This is a genomic window from Streptomyces sp. NRRL WC-3626, from assembly GCF_000718785.1.
Lineage (GTDB): Bacteria > Actinomycetota > Actinomycetes > Streptomycetales > Streptomycetaceae > Streptomyces > Streptomyces edwardsiae.
Window position 1 is genome coordinate 188015 of sequence record NZ_JOCA01000010.1, and the last position, 24559, is coordinate 212573.

Sequence of the window (24559 nt, forward strand, 5' to 3'; positions counted from 1 at the left end):
TGACGACATGTGTGCAGGTCAGAGCGATTGTCAGTGGCGTAGTGCACGGTTGGTCACAGATCGCACCGGCCGAGCCGAAGGGGGACTCCGCCATGACCGTGTCCGTTGGACCGACGCCCGTCCACCAGCCGCCGAACGGCTCCGGAACCGTCACGCCCGCACAGGTGTTGCGCCCGCACGCCGAGGAGGCCTTCGCCGCCGAACTCGCCGCGCTGGCGGCCCAGGACGACCGTCCCCGCCCCACCCGCTGGCGGCTCTCGCCGTGGGCCGTCGCGACCTACCTGCTCGGCGGCAGCCTGCCGGACGGCACGGTGATCACGCCGAAGTACATCGGCCCCCGCCGCATCGTCGAGGTCGCCGTGACCACCCTCGCCACCGACCGCGCCCTGCTCCTGCTCGGCGTGCCCGGCACCGCGAAGACCTGGGTCTCCGAGCATCTGGCCGCCGCGGTCAGCGGCGACTCGACCCTGCTCGTGCAGGGCACGGCCGGCACTCCGGAGGAGGCGGTCCGCTACGGCTGGAACTACGCCCGGCTGCTCGCCCACGGCCCCAGCCGCGACGCCCTCGTGCCCAGCCCGGTGATGCGGGCCATGGCGGACGGCATGACGGCCCGCGTCGAGGAACTGACCCGTATCCCCGCCGACGTCCAGGACACGCTGATCACGATCCTGTCGGAGAAGACGCTGCCGATACCGGAGCTGGGCCAGGAGGTGCAGGCGGTCCACGGCTTCAACCTGATCGCCACCGCCAACGACCGCGACCGCGGGGTCAACGAACTCTCCAGCGCCCTGCGCCGCCGCTTCAACACGGTGGTGCTGCCGCTGCCGGAGACCCCCGAGGCGGAGGTCGACATCGTCACGCGCCGGGTCCGCCAGCTCGGCCGCTCCCTCGACCTGCCGGCCGTGCCCGACGGCATCGACGAGATCCGCCGCGTCGTCACCATCTTCCGTGAACTGCGCGACGGAATCACCACCGACGGCCGCACCAAGCTCAAGTCGCCCAGCGGCACGCTGTCGACCGCCGAGGCCATCTCCGTCGTCACGGGCGGGCTCGCCCTGGCCGCTCACTTCGGCGACGGCGTGCTGCGGGCCGGGGACGTCGCCGCCGGCATCCTCGGCGCGGTGGTCCGCGACCCGGCGGCGGACCGTGTCGTCTGGCGGGAGTACCTGGAGACCGTGGTCCGCGAACGCGACGGCTGGGCGGACTTCTACCGGGCCTGCCGGGAGGTGAGTGGATGAACGGCCGGAGGGGGGACGCCGGAGAGCCGCTGCTGCTCGGCGTGCGGCACCACGGGCCGGGTTCGGCGCGGGCCGTGCGGGCGGTGCTGGAGCAGGCCCGGCCCGGTGCCGTGCTGATCGAGGGCCCGCCCGAGGCCGACGCGCTCATCCCGCTCGCCGCCGAGGAGGACATGCGCCCGCCCGTCGCGCTGCTCGCCCACGCGGTCGACGAACCGGGCCGCTCCGCGTTCTGGCCCCTGGCCGAGTTCTCCCCGGAGTGGGTCGCGATCCGCTGGGCGCTGGAGCACAAGGTCCCGGCCCGCTTCATCGACCTGTCGGCCGCGCACACCCTCGCCCGGGCGGACGACGACGGCGCCGACTCCGACGGCCCGCGTGTCGACCCCCTCGGACTGCTCGCCGAGACCGCCGGGTACGACGACGCCGAGCGCTGGTGGGAGGACGCCGTCGAGCACCGGGGCGCCGGAAAGGGGGACGCGGTGGCGCCGTTCACCGCGCTGGAGGAGGCCATGACCGTGCTGCGGGAGGAATACGGCAGCGGGGGACACGAGCGGGACCTCGTGCGCGAGGCGCACATGCGGCTGCGGATCCGGGAGGCGCGGCGTGAGTGTGAGGACGGCGTGGCCGTGGTCTGCGGGGCCTGGCACGTGCCGGCACTGCGGCGCGGGACCACCGTCGCCGCCGACCGCGCCCTCCTCAAGGGCCTGCCCAAGGTGAAGACGGACCTGACCTGGGTGCCCTGGACCCACCGCAGACTCTCCCGCAGAAGCGGCTACGGCGCGGGCATCGACTCCCCCGGCTGGTACGGCCATCTGTTCGCCGCGCGGGACCGGCCGGTCGAGCGCTGGCTGACCAAGGTGGCCGGGCTGCTGCGGGCCGAGGACCGGATCGTCTCCCCCGCCCATGTCATCGAGGCCGTACGCCTGGCGGAGACCCTCGCGGCACTGCGCGGACGCCCGCTGCCCGGCCTCGGCGAGACGACCGACGCCGTACGGGCGGTGATGTGCGAGGGCTCGGAGGTGCCACTGGCCCTGGTGCACGACCGGCTGGTCGTCGGCGACGTACTGGGGGAGGTACCGGCGGCGGCACCCGCCGTACCGCTGCAGCGGGACCTCGCCCGGACCCAGCGCCGGCTGCGCCTCAGACCCGAGGCGGGGGAGCGGGAGCTGGAGCTCGACCTGCGCAAGGAGACCGACGCCGAGCGCGGCAGACTGCTGCACCGGCTGCGGCTGCTCGGCATCGGCTGGGGCGAACCCGCCACCGCACGCGTCGGCACCGGGACCTTCCGGGAGACCTGGCGGCTGCGCTGGGATCCCGAGCTGTCCGTGCGGGTCGCCGAGGCGGGCGTGTGGGGGACGACCGTACCGGCCGCCGCGACCGCGAAGGCCGAGTCGGACGCCATCGGCGCGCGGGGCCTCGCCGAGGTCACCGGGCTCGCCGAGCACTGCCTGCTGGCCGGACTGCCCGACGCGCTGCCCACGGTGATGCGGATACTCGCCGACCGCGCGGCCCTCGACACCGACGTCGGCCATCTCGCCCAGGCGCTGCCCGCCCTGGTCCGCTCCCTGCGCTACGGCGATGTGCGCGGTACCGACACCGCCGCACTGGCCGAGGTCGCCGCGGGACTCGCCGCACGGATCTTCGTCGGACTGCCCCCGGCCTGCGCCGCTCTGGACGCGGACGCCGCCGAGGAGATGCGCGGCCATGTCGACGCGGTGCACGGCGCGGTGGCCCTTCTCGGCGACGCACCCGCCCCCGGTCTCGGCGACGCCCCCGGCCACGGGCGGCTGCGCGCACGCTGGCAGTCGGTGCTGCGCACCCTGTCCGCCCGGGACACCGTCCCCGGCGTCATCCGCGGGCGGTCCGTGCGGCTGCTGCTGGACGACGGGGAGCTGACGCGGGACGCGGCGGCGCGGCTCATGGGGCTCGTGCTGTCGCCGGGCACACCGCCGGCGGACGCGGCCGCCTGGATCGAGGGCTTCGTCGGCGGCAGCTCGGGCGGCGGACTCCTCCTGGTCCACGACGAGCGGCTGCTCGGCCTGGTCGACGCATGGCTGACCGGCGTACCGGCGGAGGCGTTCACGGACGTACTGCCGCTGCTGCGGCGGACGTTCTCGGAGTACGGGACAGGTGTGCGGCGCACCCTCGGCGAACTGGTCCGGCGCGGGCCGGGGGCCCACGGCGGCACGGCGGCCGGCGCCCCCGGTTTCGACCCCGGACCCGACACCGCCCGCGCGGACGCCGTGCTGCCGGTCGTCCGGCTGCTGCTGGGACCGGACGGGGACGACGAGGGAGCGCGCGGTGCTCACACGGGGGTGACGGGATGACGGAGGAACAGGGAGTGCCGGACCCGGCGTCGGAGCGGCTGCGGCGCTGGCGGCTCGTGCTCGGCGAGGGCCGGGCCGACGGCACCGGACACGCGCTGTCCGGGCGGGACGCCGCGATGGACGGGGCACTCACCGCGCTCTACGGCAAGGGGGACCGGCCGCAGCCGGACCGGGACCGTACGGCGGGGCTCGGCGCGTCGGCGCCGTCGGTGGCCCGCTGGCTCGGGGACATCCGGACCTACTTCCCCTCCTCCGTCGTCCAGGTCATGCAGCGCGACGCCATCGACCGGCTCGGCCTCGCCTCACTGCTGCTGGAACCGGAGATGCTGGAGGCGGTCGAGGCCGACGTCCACCTCGTCGGCACCCTGCTCTCCCTCAACCAGGCGATGCCGGAGACGACGAAGGAGACGGCACGCGCGGTCGTGCGCAAAGTCGTCGAGGACCTGGAGAAACGGCTCGCCCCCCGCACCCGGGCCGCCCTCACCGGCGCCCTCGACCGCAGCGCCCGCGTCAGCCGGCCCCGCCACCAGGACATCGACTGGAACCGCACCGTCGCCGCCAACCTCAAGCACTACCTCCCGGAGCACCGAACGGTCGTGCCCGAGCGGCTCATCGGGTACGGGCGCGCCTCCCGGTCGGTGCGGAAGGAGGTCGTCCTCTGCGTCGACCAGTCCGGGTCCATGGCGTCGTCCGTCGTCTACGCGTCCGTGTTCGGGGCCGTGCTCGCCTCCATGCGGTCGGTCGACACCCGGCTCGTCGTCTTCGACACGGCGGTCGCCGACCTCACCGACCGGCTCGACGACCCCGTCGACGTGCTCTTCGGCACCCGGCTCGGCGGCGGTACGGACATCAACCGGGCGCTCGCGTACTGCCAGTCGCGGATCACCCGGCCCGCGGAGACGGTGGTCGTGCTGATCAGCGACCTCTACGAAGGGGGGATCCGCGACGAGATGCTGAAGCGGGTCGCGGCGATGCAGGCGTCCGGGGTGCGGTTCGTGACGCTGCTCGCGCTGTCCGACGAGGGAGCGCCCGCCTACGACCGGGAGCACGCGGCGGCGCTCGCCTCGCTGGGCGCCCCGGCGTTCGCCTGCACACCCGAGCTGTTCCCGGAGGTGATGGCGGCGGCGATCGAGAGGCGGCCGTTGCCGATACCGGACGCGGAGTGAGGGTCGCGCGCCCTGTTCAGGGGGAGGAGCGAAACGGACATGAGTACCCATCGGTAACACGGGGCTTGCGCAACCTCGGGACTCCCGTGCGAGTATCGACGCCGTTCGATCAGGGACACGCCATGTGTCCCCAGCCGTCCCGCCGTCCGTGAGGACCCACCCCCCTTGACCTGGCCAGCAGCCGTGCCCGGTGCCGCTCTGCGCGCGATGCGCACGGCGGCCGGGCGGCGTGCGGTCCGGCTGGCGCTGCTGGTGGGCGCGGTGTTCGTGCTCGGCGTGCTGTGCGGCGGGGAGCGGGCGCAGGCGGCGGACGGCGGTCCGGTGCCGGAGACCGGCCTCGGCGCGCCGGTCGCGGACGCGCCTCCCGGACCGAACAGCCCCGCGTCGCTCGTCGACGCCCTCACCGTGCCGTCCCCGGACACGGCCGGCCCCATCGGCCGGCTGACCGGGACCGTCGTACGCACCGTGGACGAGCGGGTGGCGCGGCCGGTCGCGGAACTGGCCGAAGCGGTGACCGGCCGGCTGGACGAGACCACGCACAGCGGGCTGCCCGGCCTCGCGCACCCCGTGCCGCTGCCCGGCCTCACGCGGCCGGCGCCACCGCCGGGACCGGCCGGCGTACCGGAGCGGACCTCTCCGGAGTCCGCCGCCCCCGGCCCACGGCCGGGCACCGCGACGCAGGCCCCGTCCCACGCACCCCACCGGGACACCCAGGACGGGCCGAAGGCGCCGGACGGACAGGCCAGGACCCCGGGACCGCTCACCGGCCCCTTCCTCCACGGCCCGGAGCCCACCCGTGACACCGTCCCGGTGACCGACGCCCACCCGGCGCACCGGCCCGCCCAGGACGCCGAACCCGCCCCGCGAGCCCCCGGCGCTCCCGCCGGCCGGCCGGACGGTGTCACCGGCGGCCGCGCGGCCGTGGACCACGGCACTGAGCGCCCCGGCGGTGACACCCGCACCGTCGCCGCGTGCCCCCGGCCGCCGCTGCGGCCCGTACCCGGCGCCGTCGAGCGCGCCGGGGCGACCGGCGAGCGGGGCCCGTACCGGGCCGTTCCGGTCTCACCCGCCTAGGCACAGCTCCTCACCCCACCGCGGGCCATGCGCGAGAGCGCGGCGGTCCGCCCGCTCCCCCTCCCCGCACCACCCGTGTCCGACTCACGGGTGACAAGGACTCCCCGGGGCATCCGGACCCGGACAGCCGAAAGCCGTCGGTCTGTCCGGCCGGCACCTCGTGGAGGGGCGGCCGGTCCCCATTGGGGTGGGGGCCGGCCACCCCGCATCCCGGAGAACAGGGTGTTCATCACCCCTCCGGGCTGTTCGAAAGGGCCTCACCGGGTCAACCCCAGCCCGGTGAGGCCCCGCACTTCCGGCACGCCGTGCCAGTGAAGACGGCATCATGTGACAGGTATCACCGCTCACGTGTGACCCGCGATTTAGAGAGGTCACCCATGCGGCGATAGCCTGCGAGATGGACATGCCGCGCCCTCGGACACCGTGTGCGCCTCCCTTGTGACACAGCGGACGTCACGTTGCCCTTCGCGGCACGCCCACGCACCCAACGACCGCGAGATCACTGATAGGGACGGAAGCGCGTGGACCTGTTCGAGTACCAGGCGAGGGACCTCTTCGCCAAGCACGATGTACCGGTGCTGGCCGGTGAAGTCATCGACACGCCTGAGGCGGCCCGCGCAGCCACTGAGCGTCTCGGTGGCAAGTCCGTCGTCAAGGCCCAGGTGAAGGTCGGCGGGCGAGGCAAGGCCGGCGGCGTCAAGCTCGCCGCCACCGCCGACGAGGCGGTCGAGCACGCGACCAACATCCTCGGCATGGACATCAAGGGCCACACGGTCCACAAGGTGATGATCGCCGAGACGGCCCCGGAGATCGTCGAGGAGTACTACGTCTCCTTCCTCCTGGACCGTGCCAACCGCACCTTCCTCTCCATCGCGTCCGTCGAGGGCGGCATGGAGATCGAGGAGGTGGCGGCCACCCGCCCCGAGGCCGTCGCCAAGACGCCGATCGACGCCAACGAGGGTGTGACCCCCGCCAAGGCCCGCGAGATCGTCGAGGCCGCGCACTTCCCGGCCGAGGTCGCCGACAAGGTCGCCGACGTCCTGGTCACCCTGTGGAAGACCTTCGTCGCCGAGGACGCGCTCCTCGTCGAGGTCAACCCGCTGGCCAAGGTCGCGGGCGGTGACGTCATCGCCCTGGACGGCAAGGTCTCCCTGGACGAGAACGCCGAGTTCCGCCAGCCGGAGCACGAGGCCCTCCAGGACAAGGCGTCGGCCAACCCGCTCGAGGCGGCCGCCAAGGAGAAGAACCTCAACTACGTCAAGCTCGACGGCGAGGTCGGCATCATCGGCAACGGCGCGGGTCTCGTCATGAGCACCCTGGACGTCGTCGCCTACGCCGGTGAGGCGCACGGCGGCGTCAAGCCCGCCAACTTCCTCGACATCGGTGGCGGCGCCTCCGCCGCCGTGATGGCGAACGGCCTGGAGATCATCCTCGGCGACCCGGACGTCAAGTCCGTGTTCGTCAACGTCTTCGGCGGCATCACCGCGTGCGACGAGGTCGCCAACGGCATCGTGCAGGCGCTGCAGCTGCTCGCGGACAGGGGCGAGGACGTCACCAAGCCCCTCGTCGTCCGCCTCGACGGCAACAACGCCGAGCTGGGTCGCAAGATCCTCTCCGACGCCAACCACCCGCTGGTGCAGCGTGTGGACACCATGGACGGCGCGGCCGACAAGGCCGCCGAGCTCGCGGCTGCTGCGAAGTAAGGGACGAGGGACTACACAGCCATGGCTATCTTCCTCAACAAGGACAGCAAGGTCATCGTCCAGGGCATGACCGGTGCCACGGGCATGAAGCACACCAAGCTCATGCTGGCCGACGGCACGAACATCGTCGGCGGCGTGAACCCGCGCAAGGCCGGCACGTCCGTCGACATCGACGGCAACGAGATCCCGGTCTTCGGCACGGTCGCCGAGGCGATCGAGAAGACGGGCGCGAACGTGTCCGTCCTCTTCGTGCCGCCGGCCTTCGCCAAGGCCGCCGTCGTCGAGGCCATCGACGCCGCGATCCCGCTCGCGGTCGTCATCACCGAGGGCATCGCGGTGCACGACTCCGCCGCCTTCTACGCGTACGCCGTGGAGAAGGGGAACAAGACCCGGATCATCGGCCCCAACTGCCCGGGTCTCATCACCCCCGGTCAGTCGAACGCCGGCATCATCCCGGGCGACATCACCAAGCCGGGCCGTATCGGTCTGGTCTCGAAGTCGGGCACGCTGACGTACCAGATGATGTACGAGCTGCGTGACATCGGCTTCTCCTCCGCCGTGGGCATCGGCGGCGACCCGGTCATCGGCACCACGCACATCGACGCGCTCGCCGCGTTCGAGGCCGACCCCGACACCGACCTCATCGTGATGATCGGTGAGATCGGCGGCGACGCCGAGGAGCGGGCCGCGGCCTACATCGCGGAGAACGTGACGAAGCCGGTCGTCGGCTACGTCGCGGGCTTCACCGCGCCCGAGGGCAAGACCATGGGCCACGCCGGCGCCATCGTCTCCGGTTCCTCCGGCACGGCCGCCGCGAAGAAGGAGGCCCTCGAGGCCGCCGGCGTCAAGGTCGGCAAGACGCCGACCGAGACGGCGAAGCTGGCGCGCGCGATCCTCGCCGGCTGAGCCACCGCGCACCGGTACGAGTGGGCCCGTTCCCCGCAGGGGGGACGGGCCCACCGTCGTTCCTCAGGCGCCCGCGGCGCCGGTCGCGCCGGTCGTTCGGCGGCCGTCGATCACCACGCCTGCGGCGTCAGCCGCTCCGGTCCCCCCGGCAGTTCCTCCCGCAGCCGGGTGCGCAGTTCGCGCTCCTTCTCCGACAGGGGGCCGGGTGCGACCCGTGGCGGAACGCCCCGGACCGTCTCCCCGGCCGGCACCGGTGGCTCGTAGCGGGTCGGGGCGGTGCGCAGGGTGAGCGCCGTGGTGCCGATCAGGACGACGGTGAACGCGATGGCGGCCCGGGTCCAGAATCTGGCCCGGCGCTCGCCGCCGCCGCGCACCACCGGCGGCTCCGTCGCGCTCAGCCGCCCGGTGGACGCCACCTCGGCCAGCCGTCGGTGCAGCTCCTGCGGGTCCGACAGCGCGGGGAGCCGGGCGGCGACGGTGTCGCGCGCGAGCGTCAGCCGGCGGGCCGCCGCCCGGGTGCTGGCCTCCGTCTCCGCCGCCGTCTCGGGCAGGCCGAGGCCGACGCCGTCGTACAGCAGGAGCGTGCGGCGGTACGGCGCCGGCAGACGCAGCAGGACCTCCAGGAGCGCGCGGTCGTCCGTGCCGGGGGGCGGCGGTTCGGGCCGGCGGTGGCGGCGCAGGAACCGGTGCCAGGGGGAGAGCGCCCACTCGTACGCCGCCGCCCGCACCCAGCCGGCCGGGTCGGGGTCGCGGGCCACCTCGGGCCAGCGGTCCCACGCCTGCTGGAAGGCGCGCTCCACGGACTCGCGGGCGAGGTCCCGGCGCCCGCTGAGCAGATAGGTCTGCCGGACGAGGGCGGGAGCGCAGTAGGCGTACAGCGCGTCGAAGGCCTGAGCGGGCGTCAGGGCGGCGGCCTCCGCGCGGGGGGCGGGGGACGGCGGGGGCGCCTGCGCGAAGGCGGTGGGCGGGGGCGCGGCGGAGGCGGGGTCCGGACGCACCGTCAGCACCGTCATGTCGTGCTCCTTCTGCCGTACGGCCACGGCCTCCCGCGCCAGAGCGGCCAGCAGTTTCGCGTACGTCTCCCGGTTCCGGCCGCGCGGTGTGCCGCGTCCGGACTCCCACGCGCGCACGGTGCCGGGCCGGACCCCCACGCGTTCCGCGAGCCGAGCCCGGGTCAGCGAGCCTGCCTCGCGCAGCCGTCGGCGCTCCTCGGGCGGGGGGAGCGGGGTGGCGGGACTCCGAGTCACTGGGCGCCCCTCCGAACAGAAAAGTACATAAACGTATATTGAGCGACACAGCCGGGCTTCGCTCGTTACGCCGGTAAAGCGCGTGTCGTTGGCAGCATGGCGGCGTGACCCAGATGACCGCCCGCCGCACCACACCGGCCGCCCTGCTCCTCCGGCTGCGCGACCGCTCGCCCGGGCTCGCCTCCGCCGTCCTCGGCGGCGCCCTCGCGGCGGGGCTGGGGCTCGCCGCGCTCACGGTGCTCGTGATCCTGCTGTGGATCAGCTCCCCCTACCCCGACAGCGGACCGGGCGGCGCCCTGCACATCGCGGCCGCGACGTGGCTGCTCGCGCACGGCGCCGAACTGATCCGCGCCGACACCCTCTCCGGCACCCCCGCGCCCCTGGGCGTTTCCCCGTTGCTGCTGCTCGCGCTGCCGGTGTGGCTGCTGCACCGGGCGGCCCGCGACGCGGCGGAAGGGGGCGCGGGGAACGCCGGCGGCGACGCCCCGCTCGTCCCCGGCCGTACGGCGTGGGCGGGCACCCTCGCCGGCTACCTCGCCGTCGGCACGCCCGCCGCGCTGTACTGCGCCGGCGGTGACGCGCTGCGGCCGGCCTGGCCGTGGACCGGGCTGTGCGTGCCGCTCGTCGCCGGGCTGGCCGCCGGGGCGGGGGTGTGGACGGCGTACGGCCGTCCGAGCGGACCGCTGGAACGGCCACTGGGCGCGGTGCTGCCCCGGCGGCTGCGCCATCTGGTCCTCGGACCGGACGGCCGCCCGGGGGTGGTGGCGCGCGCGGCGGCGGCCGGGGCGCTGGTGCTGACCGGGGGAGGGGCGCTGCTGCTGACGGTGTCGCTGGCCCGGCACGGCGGCGAGGCCCGGCAGGCGTTCGCGCGGCTGACGGAGGGCTGGTCGGGCTGGCTGGCCGTACTGCTGCTCTGCGTCACCCTGGCGCCGAACGCCGCGGTGTGGGCGGCGGCGTACGCCCTCGGCCCCGGCTTCCTCCTCGGCACCGGCACCCGGGTCACCCCGCTGTCCTCCGAGTCCGCCCCGCTGCTGCCGCCGTTCCCGCTGCTCGCGGCGGTACCGGACGCGGGGGCGGGCACCGCCGTCAACTGGGCGGCGGGGGTGCTGCCGGTGACGGCCGGGCTGGTGACGGGCTGGTTCGTGGGCCGGGGCGCGACGAGAAGCGGCCCCCCGCCCGGTCCTGCCTGGGCGCCCGGCCGGACCGCCGCCGCGGCGACCCTGGCGGCCGCCCTGTGTGCTGCCGCCCTGTCCCTGCTCACCGCCCTCGCGAGCGGCCCCCTGGGCACCGGGTCGCTCTCCAGGTTCGGCCCGGTGTGGTGGCAGGCCGGAGCGGCGACCCTGACATGGCTCACCCTGGTGGCGGTGCCGACCTCCCTGACCGTGCGAGCCTGGCGCCGCCGCCCAGGCGAAGCCGCCGCGGCGCACGGAGCCCAGGCCTCCGGTCCGGCCCCGTACGGGACTCCGGATTCGGTCACGGCAAGGAGCCGGACCACCCGATCCGGTACGGCGCGGGACCGGACCCCGGGCTCCGGTACGTCACCGGACCGAAGCCCCGGACCGGGTACGTCGTGGTGGCGGCGCCTGGGATCCGGTACGGCGCGGGACCGGACCCCGGGCTCCGGTACGACACCGGACCGAACCCCCGGACCGGGTACGGCGTGGTGGCGGCGCCTGGCATCCGGTACGGCCCGGGATCGGACCCCGGGCTCCGGTACGTCACCGGACCGAAGCCCCGGACCGGGTACGGCGTGGTGGCGGCGCCTGGGATCCGGTTCGGCGGGTGGGCGAGGCCCGGGGGCCGGAGCGGTGCCGGATCATGCTCCGGGGCCGGGCTCGGTACAGGACCGAGTGCCGGGGCACGGTACGGCGTGGTGGCGGCGCCCGGCATTCCGTACGGCACGTGATCGCGCCCCCGGGTCCGGTACCGGACGGGGCCGGAACCCGGGGCGGGGTCCGGCCCCGGACCCGGGTGCCGCACCCGCCGCCCCCCGCGCCCTCGAGGGCGCGGGTTCGGCGGAGTACGTCCTCTTTCCGGGCGACGACCTCGGCGAGCCGTACCCTCACGGCTCCCGGGAAGCCTCCGCCTGGGACTGGGAGATGCCCTTCGGGGTCCGGGACGTGCGGCCCGGCGAGGGGGACGGGTGAGCGCCGGGGGTCAGTCGCTCGTGCCCAGCAGGCCCCGCAGCTGCTCCGGGAGGAGGTCGTCGCAGGCCTGGCGGGCGTCCTGGGTGAGGGCGTCCTGGGTGCAGGTGTAGTAGTCGCTGTAGACCAGCTGCGCCGCGAAGGACGCGGCGACGAGCGCGAGCGCCAGCGACCCCGTGACCAGTCCGCTCACCGCGGCCGTGGTCTGCGGGCGGCCCTTCTGCTCGGGCGCCGGGGAGTCCGGGTCCTGCGCCGCGGGCTTGGCGCGCAGCGCGCTGATGCCCCAGTACAGGGCGAGCGCGCCCAGCAGCAGCGCCACGTACGGCCAGCTGAACAGGCCGAAGAAGAACGCCCACATACCGGACAGCAGCGCGTACCGCGCACGGCGCTGGGCCGGGTCCTTCGGGTCCCAGCGTGTGCCGGGCCCCTGCTGCCCGCCGCCGCCCTGTCCCTCGGGGCCGCGCGGGCGCTCGCCGAAGCCGCCGGGGGAGCGGCCGGGCTGCCGGTCGCTCCAGTTCCGCCCCCAGGGGGAGCGGCCGCCGCCCTCCCCGCCGGAGCCCGACGGGTGCCTCGGCTGCCAGGGCCGGTCGGGCGTGCCCTCCGGCGGTGGCGCGAACGGATTGTCGTCCTTGGGTTCCCTGGAACCCTCGTCGCCGCCCTCGCCCCGGGGCGCGTCCGGCGGCGAGGCGGGACGCTCCCGCAGCAGCACGGCGCCCCGGTCCCCTCCGTGGGCGGACTGCTGGGGGAACGTGAGAAGTCGCAGGCTGCGGTCCGGCATCAAGTGAGCGTCTTCCCCTTAATGAAGCACGGCGTGGTCCGGCGTGACCGCCTCGCACGACGTATCGACTACGACTGGGCTGGTGAGCCGGCGCGTTCCCGTCGGCTCTTCGCGGCCCGGGCCCGTCGTCCTGTGAACGCCCGGTGCGCGGTTCGCGTTCCCACGCGCGCCCCGACGTCCCAGGACCGGCTCTTCCCAGACGCTACCTTCCGGCCACGCCCCCGTCCCGTGGGGGCCGCCCGGTGTGCCGGTATCGTTGCTGACGGTCGGCCGCTTCGTAGGCTTCCCCGTATCCGGGGACGCGAAGCATTCGTGGGAATGTACAAAGCGCTGTGCCGCCGGCCGTACAGACGCTCCCCGAGAAAGGGCCCCACCGTGGCCGCCAAGCCCGTGGCCGAGCGCGCCAGGCGTCTCGTCGTGCTGGTCTCCGGATCCGGCACCAATCTCCAGGCGCTCCTCGACGAGATCGCCGCGACCGGAGCCGAGGCGTACGGGGCCGAGATCGTGGCCGTCGGCGCCGACCGCGAGGGCATCGAGGGGCTGGCCCGCGCCGAGCGCGCCGGACTGCCCACCTTCGTATGCAGGGTCAGGGACCACGCGACCCGTCAGGAGTGGGACACGGCGCTGGCCGAGGCCGTCGCCGCCCACGAGCCCGACCTCGTGGTGTCCGCCGGGTTCATGAAGATCGTGGGGAAGGAGTTCCTCGCGCGCTTCGGCGGGCGGCTCGTCAACACGCATCCCGCCCTGCTGCCCAGTTTTCCCGGAGCCCACGGCGTACGGGACGCGCTCGCGTACGGCGCCAAGGTCACCGGCTGCACCGTCCACTTCGTCGACGACGGCGTCGACACCGGTCCGATCATCGCGCAGGGCGTGGTGGAGGTCCGGGACGAGGACGACGAGAGCGCTCTGCACGAGCGCATCAAGGACGTCGAGCGAAGGCTGCTCGTCGAGGTCGTGGGGCTCCTCGCCCGCAACGGCTACCGCATTGAGGGACGAAAGGTAGTTATCCAGTGACCGCCGAGAGCAACAAGCGGGCCATCCGACGGGCGCTCGTCTCCGTCTACGACAAGACCGGCCTCGAGGACCTCGCGCGCGGCCTGCACGCCGCCGGCGTGGAGCTCGTCTCCACCGGGTCCACCGCCGCGAGGATCGCCGCCGCGGGCGTCCCCGTCACCAAGGTCGAGGAGCTCACCGGCTTCCCCGAGTGCCTGGACGGCCGCGTCAAGACCCTGCACCCCAAGGTCCACGCCGGCATCCTCGCCGACCTGCGCCTCGAGGACCACCGCAACCAGCTCACCGAGCTGGGCGTGGAGCCCTTCGACCTCGTCGTCGTCAACCTCTACCCGTTCCGGGAGACCGTCGCCTCGGGTGCGACGCCCGACGAGTGCGTGGAGCAGATCGACATCGGCGGCCCGTCCATGGTGCGCGCGGCCGCGAAGAACCACCCGTCGGTCGCCGTCGTCACCAGCCCCGCCCGCTACGGCGACGTCCTCACCGCGGTCGAGACCGGCGGCTTCGACCTCACCGCGCGCAAGCGGCTCGCCGCGGAGGCCTTCCAGCACACGGCCGCGTACGACGTCGCCGTCGCGAGCTGGTTCGCCTCGGAGTACGCGCCGGTCGACGACTCACAGTTCCCCGACTTCCTGGGCGCCACCTGGGAGCGCAAGAACACCCTGCGCTACGGCGAGAACCCGCATCAGCCCGCGGCCCTGTACGTCTCCGGGACGGGCGGTCTCGCCGAGGCCGAGCAGCTGCACGGCAAGGAGATGTCGTACAACAACTACACGGACACGGACGCCGCGCTCCGTGCCGCGTACGACCACGCCGGACCGGCCGTCGCGATCATCAAGCACGCCAACCCGTGCGGCATCGCGACCGGCGCGGACGTCGCCGAGGCGCACCGCAAGGCGCACGCCTGCGACCCCGTCTCCGCGTACGGCGGTGTGATCGCGGTCAACCGCCCGGTCTCCAGGGAGATGGCCGAGCAGGTCGCGGAGATCTTCACCGAGGTCATCGTCGCGCCGGACTACGAGGAGGGCGCCCTCGAAGCGCTCACCAAGAAGAAGAACATCCGCGTCCTGCGCGCCCCCGGGGCCCCGTCCGCCCCGGTCGAGGTCAAGCCGATCGACGGCGGCGCGCTGCTCCAGGTCACCGACCGGCTCCAGGCCGAGGGCGACGACCCGGCGACCTGGACGCTGGCCACCGGCGAGGCGCTGAGCGAGTCCGGACTCGCCGAACTCGCCTTCGCCTGGAAGGCCTGCCGGGCCGTGAAGTCCAACGCGATCCTGCTCGCCAAGGACGGCGCCTCCGTCGGCGTCGGCATGGGCCAGGTCAACCGCGTCGACTCCGCGAAGCTGGCCGTGGAGCGGGCGGGCGCCGAGCGCGCGGCCGGTTCCTACGCCGCCTCGGACGCGTTCTTCCCGTTCCCCGACGGCCTGGAGATCCTCACCGGGGCCGGTGTGAAGGCCGTGGTCCAGCCGGGGGGTTCGGTCCGTGACGAACTGGTCGTCGAGGCCGCGAAGAAGGCGGGCGTGACGATGTACTTCACGGGCACGCGCCACTTCTTCCACTGACGGCTGCCGTCCGCCCGGCCGCCCGCGGGGGCGGCCGGGCGGAGGCGTCCTACGCGCCCACCTCGTACTGCCCGGTCTCCAGGAAGTACCGCAGCTCCTCCGGCGTACCGTCGATGACCTCCAGCGCGGCCGCGCGCAGGGCGGCGCTGATGTCCGGATCGGCCAGCATCCGCGCGACCGCCACCCGGTCGTCCTCGGCCTGCGCGAGCCGGTAGCCGGTCTCCAGCCAGGTGCGGAGTTTCTCGGGGGTGGGCGCGTCGAGGAGGGCGTTGATCTCCTGCTTGACGCGCTTTCCGGCGTAGGGCTTGCCGAGGATGGTGAAGACGGCGACCTTGTCGTCCTCGTACTGCGCGAGCCGGTAGCCCGTCTCATCTCCTGCTTGACGCGCTTTCCGGCGTAGGGCTTGCCGAGGATGGTGAAGACGGCGACCTTGTCGTCCTCGTACTGCGCGAGCCGGTAGCCCGTCTCTGACGCCCCTGCCGGATTCCGGCTTGCCGAGGATGGTGAGGATGGCGACCCGGTCGTCCTCGAACCGGGCGAGCCGGTAACCCGTCTTGAGGAACTCGCGCATGTCCTCCACGGTGCCGCCGAGGGCCTCGTTCGCCTCCCGCTCGACGCCCCTGCCGGAGTCGGGGTCGGCAAGGATGCGGGCGATGGCGGCGCGCAGCTCCTCCTCCGACATCTCGTCCACCGGCGTACCGGGCTCGTCCGTGGCGGCCGCCGCCGTGACGGCGACGGGAGCCGGTGCCGAGTCCGCGGCGAACGCCGGACCGGTGAGAAGGAGGGCCGGCGTGAGCGCAGTGGCGGCCACCGCCAGAACACCGCGGGTCAGTCTCATACGTGAACCTGCCTGTTCGGTAAGGGCTTTCACGGAGGACGGCGACTGCCGCCTCGAACACCCTTTCACCCGTCCGCGCCGGAGATCACTGCCGGACACAGGCAGTCCTGACGTCCCGTCATTGCCGGAAACACCTCGGACCGTGACGCCGCCGCCGGCCAACGCGGCGGGGCCCGGCATCAGTTGAGCGGCTGATGCCGGACCCCGCCGTGCGCGTACGTCTCGGTGCCGTCGGGCCGGGCCGCACGAGGCCGCCCACCCGGATCAGTCGCAGGTGTTGGAGGTGTAACTCGTGGTGTGCCACGTGTCGTTGTGGTAGATCCGGTACTTTCCGGCTGTCCGGTAGACGTCGAAGTAGTACTTCGCCCCCTGGTAACGGAGGTCCAGGGTCCCGCCCGAGGCCGTGCTGCCCGACAGGTAGCGCAGCTTGCTGTCGGCGTAGCCGAAGGTGTTCGGGCCGACCTTGCCGTCCGCGTCGTTGAACGAGTCGGCGAGGCCCCAGGTCACCTGCAGCCGCTTGGTGGCGTGCTGGGTGTTGGGCCCGAAGTGGCCGTCCACGTCCGAGAGGTCGAAGTCGGTGCCGTCCGACTCGTTGGCGCCCTCCGCCAGAAGAATGATCTGCCACAGGCAGGTGGCGTTCGAGCTGCTGTAGGAGGACGTGGACAGGACACCCTCGTCGCCGAAGTCGTCGGTGTACGTGTCGGCGCCGCTGACGTATCCGCTGGAGGCCGAGGCGGAGGCGGGCGAGGCGCCCAGGGCCAGAGCGCCGGCGGCGAGCGCGGCGACGGCGGCGGCGCCCAGGCGCGTGCGTGTCGTGCGGAGGTTCATGGAGGTTCCTTCCCTGGTGGTCCGGCGGTGCCTGTGTTTTGCCATGACCATGCTGGGCGGAACGGGCGATCGGAGGTACCTGCAGAGTTTCAGGTGTGCGGGGCGGAACAACCGTGCATCCGGACAGGCCCTAGCCTCTCGCCCTGCGCAGGGCGTGCCAGGTGGCCGGGTCGACCGTGCCGGTCGGGGGCAGGCCGGAGCGTCTCTGGAAGGTGATGACGGCGTCCCGGGTCGGGGGGTCGAAGGTGCCGTGGAGGTGGCCGGGTCCGGAGATGCCGTGGAGGTGGCCGAGGAGGCACTGGACCTCGCGGACCTGGCCGCCGCCGTCGCCCTGCCGGACGGTGAAGTCCCAGGTGCCGTTCTGGCCCGCCGTGAACGCACGGCCGTACGTCGCGTCCTCGAACACCGCCGGACGTTCGCAGGTGGGCGGGGAGTAGGCCGCGGGGGTCCCGGACCCCAGGGTGGTGTACACGAGGCCGGAGCTCGCGATCTCCAGCGCGGACAGGACCGCCGCCACCGCCACGGGGCGCAGCCATCCGCGCGGGCGCGGGGTGCGTGCCGCCCGCTCCACGCGGCGCAGCAGGGCCGCCGCGTCCGCGACCCGGTGCTCGTGGGCGGGAACCAGACAGTCCCTCACGATGTCCCGCCACTCCTGCGGGAGTTCGGGGGACAGCCGTAGTTCCTCCGCGCCACGGGCGTAGCGCGTCAACGCGTCGTCGCGGGCCTCCACGGTGCCGCCCGGCATCGGGAAGGAACCCGCGAGGACGACGTGGGCCAGCACGCCGAAGGCCCAGACGTCGGCGCCGGCGCGGATCCGGGTGCCCCGCGCGTCCGTCTCGGGCCAGAGAAGCTCGGGCGGGGTGTAGTCCGGGGTGGTGAACGCCGGGGCCCAGGCATGGGTGCCCTCCAGTTCGGCGGCCGTGTGGAAATCGGCGAGCCGTACCGAACCGTCCGGCATCAGCAGTACGTTGGCCGGTTTCAGATCACCGTGCACCCACCCCGCCCGGTGCAGGTGCGCCAGTGCCTCGCAGATCTGCCGGAGCACGGCACCAGGCGACGGCACCGGACGCGGTACGGCGTCCAGTGACCGTTCGGCCCGTTCCAGTACGAGCACGGTCGCACCGTCGAGGTCCGGGTGGTCCGGATCGTCGACCGTGAGGGTCTCGTACATCCGGATCAGCCGCGGCGAGTGGAGCCGGCTGAGGAAGTCGGCCTCACGTTTCGCCAGTTCACGCACATGATGCCGTCGGCCACGGGCGCGGGGGCCGGTGGGCAGGACCTTCAACGCCGCCCGGCGGGGGAGCCCCGCCGGTCCCTCCCCGACGCGTCGTCCCGCGTGGACGGTGGCGAACGCGCCCGAGCCCAGGGGCTCGCCGACCTCCCAGCGTCCGATCCGGTACCCCCTCGGGACGGTGACGGTGTGCGGCCGCCCGCTGCTCACACCCGTGCCTTGCCCGTGGCCGCGGCGAGCACGACGAGGTCGTCCTCGTGGACCAGATCGAAGCGGAGCGCCAGCGACACGAGGGACTCCTTCTTGCCGTTCAGACGCTGGGTGGGCTGCGCCGTGTCGGGGCCCGGCCGCAGCCGCAGCTTGAGCGCGAGGTAGTCGATGTTCCAGTAGACGGTGGAGCGGCTGACCGTCGGCCAGACCGGGGCCAGGCGTTCGACGAGCTGCTCGACGGTCGGCAGCGGGGCATGGGGCTCGCCCCGCAGCCGGGGTTCGCACAGGGCGGCCAGCACCGCGAAGTACCGCCTGGTGCGGTCGAGCGTGAACGCCGGAGCGGTGAGCGCGCCGGGGACGTCGTGCCGGGTGACGCTGCGGAAGGTGTGCCGCGGCGCCCAGACGTCGAAGGTCAGCAGGTCTCCCGCCGCGGGCAGGACGACACGGGCGAACTCGAACGGTACCGGCGCGTCCGTACGTCCCGGCGCGACCTTGATGTGCTCGCCGGCGCCCTCCGGGTTCTCGACGACGTAGGTCTGGTCCTCGCTGCGGTTGGTCAGCAGCCAGAAGTTCCGGTGCGCGGTGATCTCCCCGGCGATCCGGGGCACCCCCTCGTGCGCGATGGTGAGACCGTGGGCCTTCTCGCCCCGGCCGAAGGCGAGTTGCTCGCCCGTGGCGATCCTGATCTGTTCGGCCGAGCTCGCGTCTGCGGGCGGCACGACGATGATGCTGTACATGGATGCGTTCCCCCTGTCGGATCCACTGCGGTCACGCTGCCTGTGGCCGGCCCCCTCCGGCTCGGTCCGTCCTGTCGGACGACTGCCGGGAGAGGGCGGACCCAGGCCGTTCTGACGGTAGGAGTGTGGTGCGGGGCTGCCAACGCGCACGGTGCGCAGTCGCGGACGTGCCGCTGTTCACGGTGCACGGTCCGCGATGCGGAACGCGTGGGCCAGTTCGTGGGTTCCGGGGCCCGGGGTCAGCAGGCTGCGGCGCAGCAGTTGTTCGGCGGTGCCCAGCCGGGCGCGGACGGTGGTGCGGCTGATGCCGAGGTCACGGGCCGTCCTCTGGGCGTCCGCGCCGGCCTCGATCCAGGCGCGCAGGGTCCGGTGCACGCTGCCGCCGGTGCCGGGCCGCAGGGGCTCGAGGAAGGCGTGGGCCCACGTGACGGCCGCTTCGGTGGACAGCAGACAGTCCGTCGTAGGGGGCGGTGACGGCACGGCCCCGGTGTCGCCGAAGGGCTCCGGAAGACCGGTGATCTCCAGGGCGAGGGCGAGATCGGCGCGGCTGTGCGGGTCGCGGAGATCGAGGCCGAGGATGTCCTGGACCTGTTCGAGGTGGGCGGCGACGGTGTTGCGGCTGACGTCGAGCAGCCGCGCCACACCCGCGCGGGGAAAGTGCAGGGCGAGGCCGGCGATGTCGACGGTGAGCCGGGGGGCCTCCCCGAGCGGCTCCAGGAAGGCGCGGGCCCAGGCCAGGGCCTGCCGGCGGGGAAGCAGACCGGCGAGCGGCGGTCTGCCGTGCTGGTCGGTGACCCGTTCGGGTGTGTGACGGGCGACGGCCAGGGCGTGGCGGGCCTGGTCGTAGGCCCGCGCGGTGGCCGCCAAGGGCGCGGGCGCGCTGATTCCCAGCGCGTAGTGGGGGTTGCCGCGCACCAGCTCCCGTAAGGACGCGCCCAGGCCGGTGGCGTCACCGTCGTCGTCCGTGGACAGCAGGCAGATGAGATGGTCGTCGTAGACCGGGCAGCGCACCATCAGGCCGCGGCCGTGATACCCGGACGCGTCCTGGTGGGCGTCGATGATCGTGCCGCGGTCCGGCGGCGGGCAGCGCAGCAGATGGACGCGCAGGCGCTGCGCGACGAGCAACGGCGGTACGGCACCGGCCGTCATCCTGCGGGCCAGCGTCGCTTCCCCGGTCATCAGGGCCATGAACACCGCCAGGCGCAGCCGTGCCGCCGCCTGCTGATGCCGGACCACGAGATCGTCGGCCCGCCGTGCACGCTGGGCCATCTCGGTCAGCGTGCCGACATGGGACGCCAGCGCCAGCGACTCCGGTGCGAGGGGCGAGGGGCTGACGACGGTCAGCACCGGACGCGGCACCTGCCGTCCCAGCGCCTCGCACCACACGTGGACCGCGCCGGCCTGCGACGCCACGGCGGCCAGACGTCCCTGGGACAACCGCGCCAGCGTGGGCCGGACGGCGGCGAAAACGTCCGGTGCGAACCCGGCGGTGCACAGCTCCACCTCGCCCGTACGGCCGATCAGGGCGACCTCCGCGCCGATCTGCCGCCCCAGCCAGTGGATCAGCGCCCGTGTCCCGTCCGCGGTGTCCTGCCCGCCGCGCGGCCTCAGCCGGCGCAGCAACTCGTCGAGCACCTGAGATGTCGGCACAGCTCTCTCCCCCCGGGCCCATTCCTTCCCCGCTCGCCCGCGTGTCGATCCATGGCGGCGACGAAAGCCGCCGAAACCCCTCGACCACCCCGTTGAGCCCTCGTATAGGGGCCGTTGATCCCCGCTTCCTACGATCGCTCAGCCGACGAACCCCGGCCACGGCATTGCGCCGCACGGCAAAAGCTCAGTCCACAGGGGAGGAACGAGATGCTCCGCATCCATTTCAGCGACGTCGACCTGGCCAGAACCAAGGTCGCCGCGGCTCCGGACCCCCTCTGGGAGGCCGCGGCGAGCCTCCACCGGTTGCAGGCCCGGCGCGGGCGCTGGGCGTATGCCGGGTGGTACCGCACGGCGCGGGAGCGGATGCAGGCGCAGGGGCTGGAGCGCCTCGTACGCGGCGTGCTCCTCCCGCTGTACCCGAGGGCCGCGTACTTCCCGGACTTTCTGACGCCGGCCCAGGGCGTGGGCGACTGGGACTCCGGGGCCGAGGCCCTGCTGGCCACCCCGCCGCGGCGCGTCCATGAGGAGATCACCCTCCTCGACCGGACCGTCGGAGCGCCCGCCTGGGCCGCGCGGCTGACCGGTCTGAAGGAACGCAGGGAGTTCGTACGGGTGCTGCGCACGTACTACGAGGCCGTCGTCCTCCCGCACAGGGAGCAGATGCTGGCCCGGGTCGAGAGTGAACGGGCGGCGCGCCGCCACGGGCTGCTGGACGGAGGCGTCGAGGGCATGCTCGCCGGCCTCGCGCCGATGATGCGCTGGCGTCCTCCCGTCCTGGAGGTCAGCTATCCCAAGCAGGCGGCGGACCGTGATCTGTATCTGAAGGGCCGGGGGATCACCCTCGTCCCCTCCTACTTCAACTGGGGCGAACCGGTCGCCTACGCCGATCCGGGGCTGCCGCCCGTGCTCTGGTACTCGCTGCTGCACGAACCCGAGGCCCGCCGCCCGGGCGCGGGCGAGCCCGGACGGCCTCTGACGAACCTGCTCGGACGGGCCCGCGCGATCGCCCTGCACACCGCGTCGACCGGGGCCACGACCGGTGAGATCGCCCGCGCCGCCGGGGTCTCCGCCTCCGCCGCCAGCAGGCACGCCGGCGCGCTGCGCGACGCGGGCCTCGTCACCACGGTCCGCAACGGCCCGTCCGTGCTGCACACCCTCACGCCCACGGGCGCCGCCGTGCTGCGGGCGGCCCTGCGGCCGGCGGGCGAGGACACGGGCCGGGGCACAAGCACCAGGGCCGTGCCTCCCCCGGCGGGGTGAGGCACGGCCCTGTGGCGGTGGGGGTTCGCCCCGTTCAGTACCTCGGGCGCCTGAACCAGTCCGCGGTGGCGCGCTTCGCGGAGAAGACGATCAGCAGGATCGAGATGATCATGATGACCAGGCCGAGACCGTACGCGGCGAGCGTGAAGATGCCGCTCACGATCGCGAACGAGCCGTAGACGATGGAGCAGACGCGGACGCCGTTGCCGCCCTTGGCGTACTGCAGCAACAGCACCAGGCCGAGGACCGCGAAGACGGCGGCCAGGCCCAGGAAGAACACGACGACGCCCTTGCCCAGGTCGGCGAACGCCTCGGCCTCGGAGTCGCCCGTGATGCCGGCCTCGGCCATCGTCTCGTCCCACTCGGACAGCGCGTAGCCGTACATCCCCGCGATGATCACGTGGGCCAGGGCGATGACGCCGAGCATGATCTGCGCGGCACGTGTGATGCCGGGCATCCGCGAGAGGACGGGACCGCCGCCGTACGGCTGCGACATCGGCGGGGCGGCGGGGTAGCCGTAGCCCTGCTGCGGAGCGCCGGGCTGCTGCGGGTAGCCGTAACCCGGGGGGCCGGCCGGGGGCTGCTGGGGCGGCTGCCCGTAGGGGTTGTTCGGGTCGCCGAAACTCATGGCGGTTCTTCCTCCGTTGCGCATCAGGTGCGGGGACGACGCGAGACTCGGCGCGGAGGAAGTTCTACAGATGCGGTCCGTCCCCCCGGTTCTGCCCGCGGCACTGTGTCCTCATCGTTCTTGACCGTTCCTTTCCTTGTCCAGGCGTAGGCCGTATGTGTTGTGCAAGTGCAACATCACTGATCTTGGCCGGAAACGGGCGATACGAGGGCAGGGGCCGTCAGGGCCGCCCGTCATGCGGGCTGATTGGAACCGGGGCCCGGTCATCCGCGAGGATGGGGCCATGACCGCCCAGATTCTCGATGGCAAGGCCACCGCAGCCGAGATCAAGTCCGATCTGACCGCCCGTGTGGCGGCGCTGAAGGAGAAGGGCGTCACGCCCGGCCTCGGCACGATCCTCGTCGGGGACGACCCCGGCAGCCAGAAGTACGTCGCCGGCAAGCACCGCGACTGCGCCCAGGTGGGCATCGCCTCCATCCAGCGCGAACTGCCCGCCACCGCCACCCAGGAGGAGATCGAGGCGGTCGTCCGCGAGCTGAACGAGGACCCCGCCTGCACCGGCTACATCGTCCAGCTGCCGCTGCCCAAGGGCATCGACGAGAACCGCATCCTCGAACTGATGGACCCGGACAAGGACGCCGACGGCCTCCACCCGATGAACCTCGGCCGTCTCGTCCTGAACGAGCGGGCCCCGCTGCCGTGCACGCCGAACGGCATCATCACCCTGCTGCGCCGCCACGGCGTGGAGATCAAGGGCGCCGAGGTCGTGGTCGTCGGGCGCGGCGTGACCATCGGCCGTCCGATGCCCCTGCTGCTGACGCGGCGCAGTGAGAACGCGACCGTGACCCAGTGCCACACGGGTACGCGTGATCTGTCGTCGCATCTGCGGCGCGCGGACATCATCGTGGCCGCGGCGGGCAGCGCGCATCTGATCCGGCCCGAGGACGTCAAGGCAGGGGCCGCCGTTCTCGACGTCGGTGTCTCGCGCAGTGCCGAGGGGAAGATCGTGGGCGACGTCCATCCGGGTGTGGCGGAGGTGGCCGGGTGGGTCGCTCCGAACCCCGGTGGTGTGGGTCCGATGACGCGGGCGCAGCTGCTGGTCAACGTGGTCGAGGCGGCGGAGCGCAGTGTCGGCTGAGCGGGGTGCCTCGAACGTCTCCGGGGAGCCGGAGCAGGGGGACGAGATCACGGTGCGTGATCCCGTCAGTGCCCCCGACGCCGAGGGGCGGCCGCGTCGCACGACCCGGCGGTTCCCGCTGTTCACCAGGGACACGGCGCGGCCCGAGGGCGGCGGCCGGGCGGCACCCGGTGACGCGCCCGCGCCCGCCCGGCAGTGGCCGATCCTGTGTGTGCTGCTCACGGTGGGGCTGGGGCTGCTGCTGACCGCGCTGGATCAGTTCCGGCTCGGGACGCTGCTGGTGGGGGTGGCGCTGCTGGCGGGGGCGCTGCTGCGGTGGCTGATGCCGCATGTCGGCATGCTCGCGGTGCGGTCGCGGTTCACGGACATCGTGACGTACGGGGGGCTGGGGGCGGTGATCGTGCTGCTGGCGTTGATGGTGCAGCCGCATCCGCTGCTGGAGATTCCGTTCCTGAAGGACACGCTGCACTTCACCGTGGACGGCTGAGCGGGGTTCTGGTTCGTGGTGGCGGCGGCCCGTCCACACCCCCGTGAGAGGACGGGCCGCCGCCGGGGAACACGTTGCTGCACGGTGGAGCGGGTGTTCAACGGGGGGTTGGGCGCTGTGGCACGGAAGTGACCGTTCCGGTACGGGGTGCGGAATCCTCGGACGGGTTTGCGATGTGTTGGGTGGGCCGGCGCAGGGGCTGGCGGTCAGGTGCCGCGCGTCGGTTGGGCCGGGGGGTGTCCGCGCGGCCCGGCGCTTGCGGGGTGCCGTCGCGCCCACCCGTGCCGCCCTGCGGCACGATTGCCCGCGGAGTGCGGGGGCGGGGTGCCGTCGCGCCGACCCGTGCCGCCCTGCGGCACGATTGCCCGCGGTCTGCGGTCTGCGGTCTGCGGTCTGCGG

At 73.6% G+C, this 24559-nt stretch carries 20 protein-coding genes; 12 read left to right on the forward strand and 8 right to left on the reverse strand.

Annotation, left to right across the window (positions count from 1 at the left end):
* Positions 1–92 precede the first annotated feature (92 nt).
* The 6 genes from IF28_RS0118485 to sucD all read left to right on the forward strand — a co-directional run bounded on the left by IF28_RS0118485 (position 93) and on the right by sucD (position 8411).
* Positions 93–1238, forward strand: a complete 1146-nt coding sequence (locus IF28_RS0118485) for an ATP-binding protein (protein WP_030221300.1) — start codon at positions 93–95, stop codon at positions 1236–1238.
* The gene (locus tag IF28_RS0118490; RefSeq protein ID WP_051713784.1) at positions 1235–3562 is read left to right on the forward strand and encodes a DUF5682 family protein; all 2328 of its coding nucleotides are present in this window, start codon (positions 1235–1237) and stop codon (positions 3560–3562) included. Before IF28_RS0118485 ends, IF28_RS0118490 begins: the two co-directional genes overlap by 4 nt.
* Positions 3559–4728 carry a VWA domain-containing protein gene (locus IF28_RS0118495; RefSeq protein WP_030221303.1) on the forward strand — a complete coding sequence of 390 codons (1170 nt, stop codon included), beginning with the start codon at positions 3559–3561 and terminating at the stop codon, positions 4726–4728. Before IF28_RS0118490 ends, IF28_RS0118495 begins: the two co-directional genes overlap by 4 nt.
* A 165-nt stretch (positions 4729–4893) precedes the next feature.
* A complete protein-coding gene (locus IF28_RS0118500; protein WP_158713698.1) occupies positions 4894–5802 on the forward strand; it encodes a hypothetical protein in 909 nt (302 codons plus the stop codon).
* A gap of 521 nt (positions 5803–6323) precedes the next feature.
* Positions 6324–7505, forward strand: coding sequence for an ADP-forming succinate--CoA ligase subunit beta (sucC, locus tag IF28_RS0118505; RefSeq protein WP_030221307.1), 1182 nt, complete (start codon positions 6324–6326; stop codon positions 7503–7505).
* 21 nt (positions 7506–7526) lie between these two features.
* A complete protein-coding gene (gene sucD, locus IF28_RS0118510) occupies positions 7527–8411 on the forward strand; it encodes a succinate--CoA ligase subunit alpha (RefSeq protein WP_030221310.1) in 885 nt (294 codons plus the stop codon).
* 110 nt (positions 8412–8521) lie between these two features.
* Here the strand turns inward: sucD and IF28_RS0118515 are convergent, their stop codons facing one another.
* Positions 8522–9658, reverse strand: coding sequence for a helix-turn-helix domain-containing protein (locus tag IF28_RS0118515; protein WP_030221313.1), 1137 nt, complete (start codon positions 9656–9658; stop codon positions 8522–8524).
* Between the two features lie 113 nt (positions 9659–9771).
* On the opposite strand from IF28_RS0118515, the gene IF28_RS40380 reads away from it, so the two are divergent.
* On the forward strand, positions 9772–11805 hold the full coding sequence (locus tag IF28_RS40380; protein WP_420713781.1) for a DUF6350 family protein: 2034 nt from the start codon (positions 9772–9774) through the stop codon (positions 11803–11805).
* 10 nt (positions 11806–11815) lie between these two features.
* Here the strand turns inward: IF28_RS40380 and IF28_RS0118525 are convergent, their stop codons facing one another.
* Entirely contained in the window at positions 11816–12580 is a 765-nt protein-coding gene (locus IF28_RS0118525) for a hypothetical protein (protein WP_030221320.1), read from the reverse strand.
* Positions 12581–12955: 375 nt separating this feature from the next.
* On the opposite strand from IF28_RS0118525, the gene purN reads away from it, so the two are divergent.
* Both purN and purH read left to right on the forward strand, forming a co-directional pair.
* Positions 12956–13594 carry a phosphoribosylglycinamide formyltransferase gene (purN, locus tag IF28_RS0118530; protein WP_030221323.1) on the forward strand — a complete coding sequence of 213 codons (639 nt, stop codon included), beginning with the start codon at positions 12956–12958 and terminating at the stop codon, positions 13592–13594.
* Positions 13591–15153: a bifunctional phosphoribosylaminoimidazolecarboxamide formyltransferase/IMP cyclohydrolase gene (purH, locus tag IF28_RS0118535; protein WP_030221327.1), complete on the forward strand. Its 1563-nt coding sequence runs from the start codon at positions 13591–13593 to the stop codon at positions 15151–15153. The genes purN and purH overlap by 4 nt, the downstream gene beginning before the upstream one ends.
* Positions 15154–15202: 49 nt before the next feature.
* On the opposite strand, the gene IF28_RS0118540 is transcribed toward purH, so the two are convergent.
* The 5 genes from IF28_RS0118540 to IF28_RS0118560 form a co-directional block, all read right to left on the reverse strand.
* A complete protein-coding gene (locus IF28_RS0118540) occupies positions 15203–15991 on the reverse strand; it encodes an ALF repeat-containing protein (RefSeq protein WP_030221329.1) in 789 nt (262 codons plus the stop codon).
* A 264-nt stretch (positions 15992–16255) separates the two neighbouring features.
* The gene (locus tag IF28_RS0118545) at positions 16256–16819 is read right to left on the reverse strand and encodes a peptidoglycan-binding domain-containing protein (RefSeq protein WP_051713785.1); all 564 of its coding nucleotides are present in this window, start codon (positions 16817–16819) and stop codon (positions 16256–16258) included.
* Between the two features lie 130 nt (positions 16820–16949).
* The gene (locus IF28_RS0118550; RefSeq protein WP_030221335.1) at positions 16950–18260 is read right to left on the reverse strand and encodes a serine/threonine-protein kinase; all 1311 of its coding nucleotides are present in this window, start codon (positions 18258–18260) and stop codon (positions 16950–16952) included.
* Positions 18257–18997 (reverse strand): hypothetical protein, encoded by a 741-nt coding sequence (locus IF28_RS0118555; protein WP_030221338.1) that lies wholly within the window; start codon positions 18995–18997, stop codon positions 18257–18259. Before IF28_RS0118555 ends, IF28_RS0118550 begins: the two co-directional genes overlap by 4 nt.
* Positions 18998–19174: 177 nt before the next feature.
* Complete coding sequence (locus tag IF28_RS0118560) at positions 19175–20647, reverse strand: helix-turn-helix domain-containing protein (protein WP_030221341.1); 1473 nt, start codon at positions 20645–20647, stop codon at positions 19175–19177.
* A gap of 207 nt (positions 20648–20854) precedes the next feature.
* On the opposite strand from IF28_RS0118560, the gene IF28_RS0118565 reads away from it, so the two are divergent.
* Positions 20855–21907 carry an ArsR family transcriptional regulator gene (locus IF28_RS0118565; RefSeq protein ID WP_051713786.1) on the forward strand — a complete coding sequence of 351 codons (1053 nt, stop codon included), beginning with the start codon at positions 20855–20857 and terminating at the stop codon, positions 21905–21907.
* Between the two features lie 34 nt (positions 21908–21941).
* Here IF28_RS0118565 and IF28_RS0118570 read toward each other — a convergent pair whose 3' ends face one another.
* The gene (locus IF28_RS0118570) at positions 21942–22535 is read right to left on the reverse strand and encodes a hypothetical protein (RefSeq protein ID WP_030221346.1); all 594 of its coding nucleotides are present in this window, start codon (positions 22533–22535) and stop codon (positions 21942–21944) included.
* A 283-nt stretch (positions 22536–22818) separates the two neighbouring features.
* Between IF28_RS0118570 and IF28_RS0118575 the strand changes: the two genes are divergently transcribed.
* Complete coding sequence (locus tag IF28_RS0118575; RefSeq protein ID WP_030221349.1) at positions 22819–23673, forward strand: bifunctional methylenetetrahydrofolate dehydrogenase/methenyltetrahydrofolate cyclohydrolase; 855 nt, start codon at positions 22819–22821, stop codon at positions 23671–23673.
* Positions 23663–24160, forward strand: a complete 498-nt coding sequence (locus IF28_RS0118580) for a DUF3017 domain-containing protein (protein ID WP_030221352.1) — start codon at positions 23663–23665, stop codon at positions 24158–24160. The genes IF28_RS0118575 and IF28_RS0118580 overlap by 11 nt, the downstream gene beginning before the upstream one ends.
* Positions 24161–24559 lie beyond the last annotated feature (399 nt).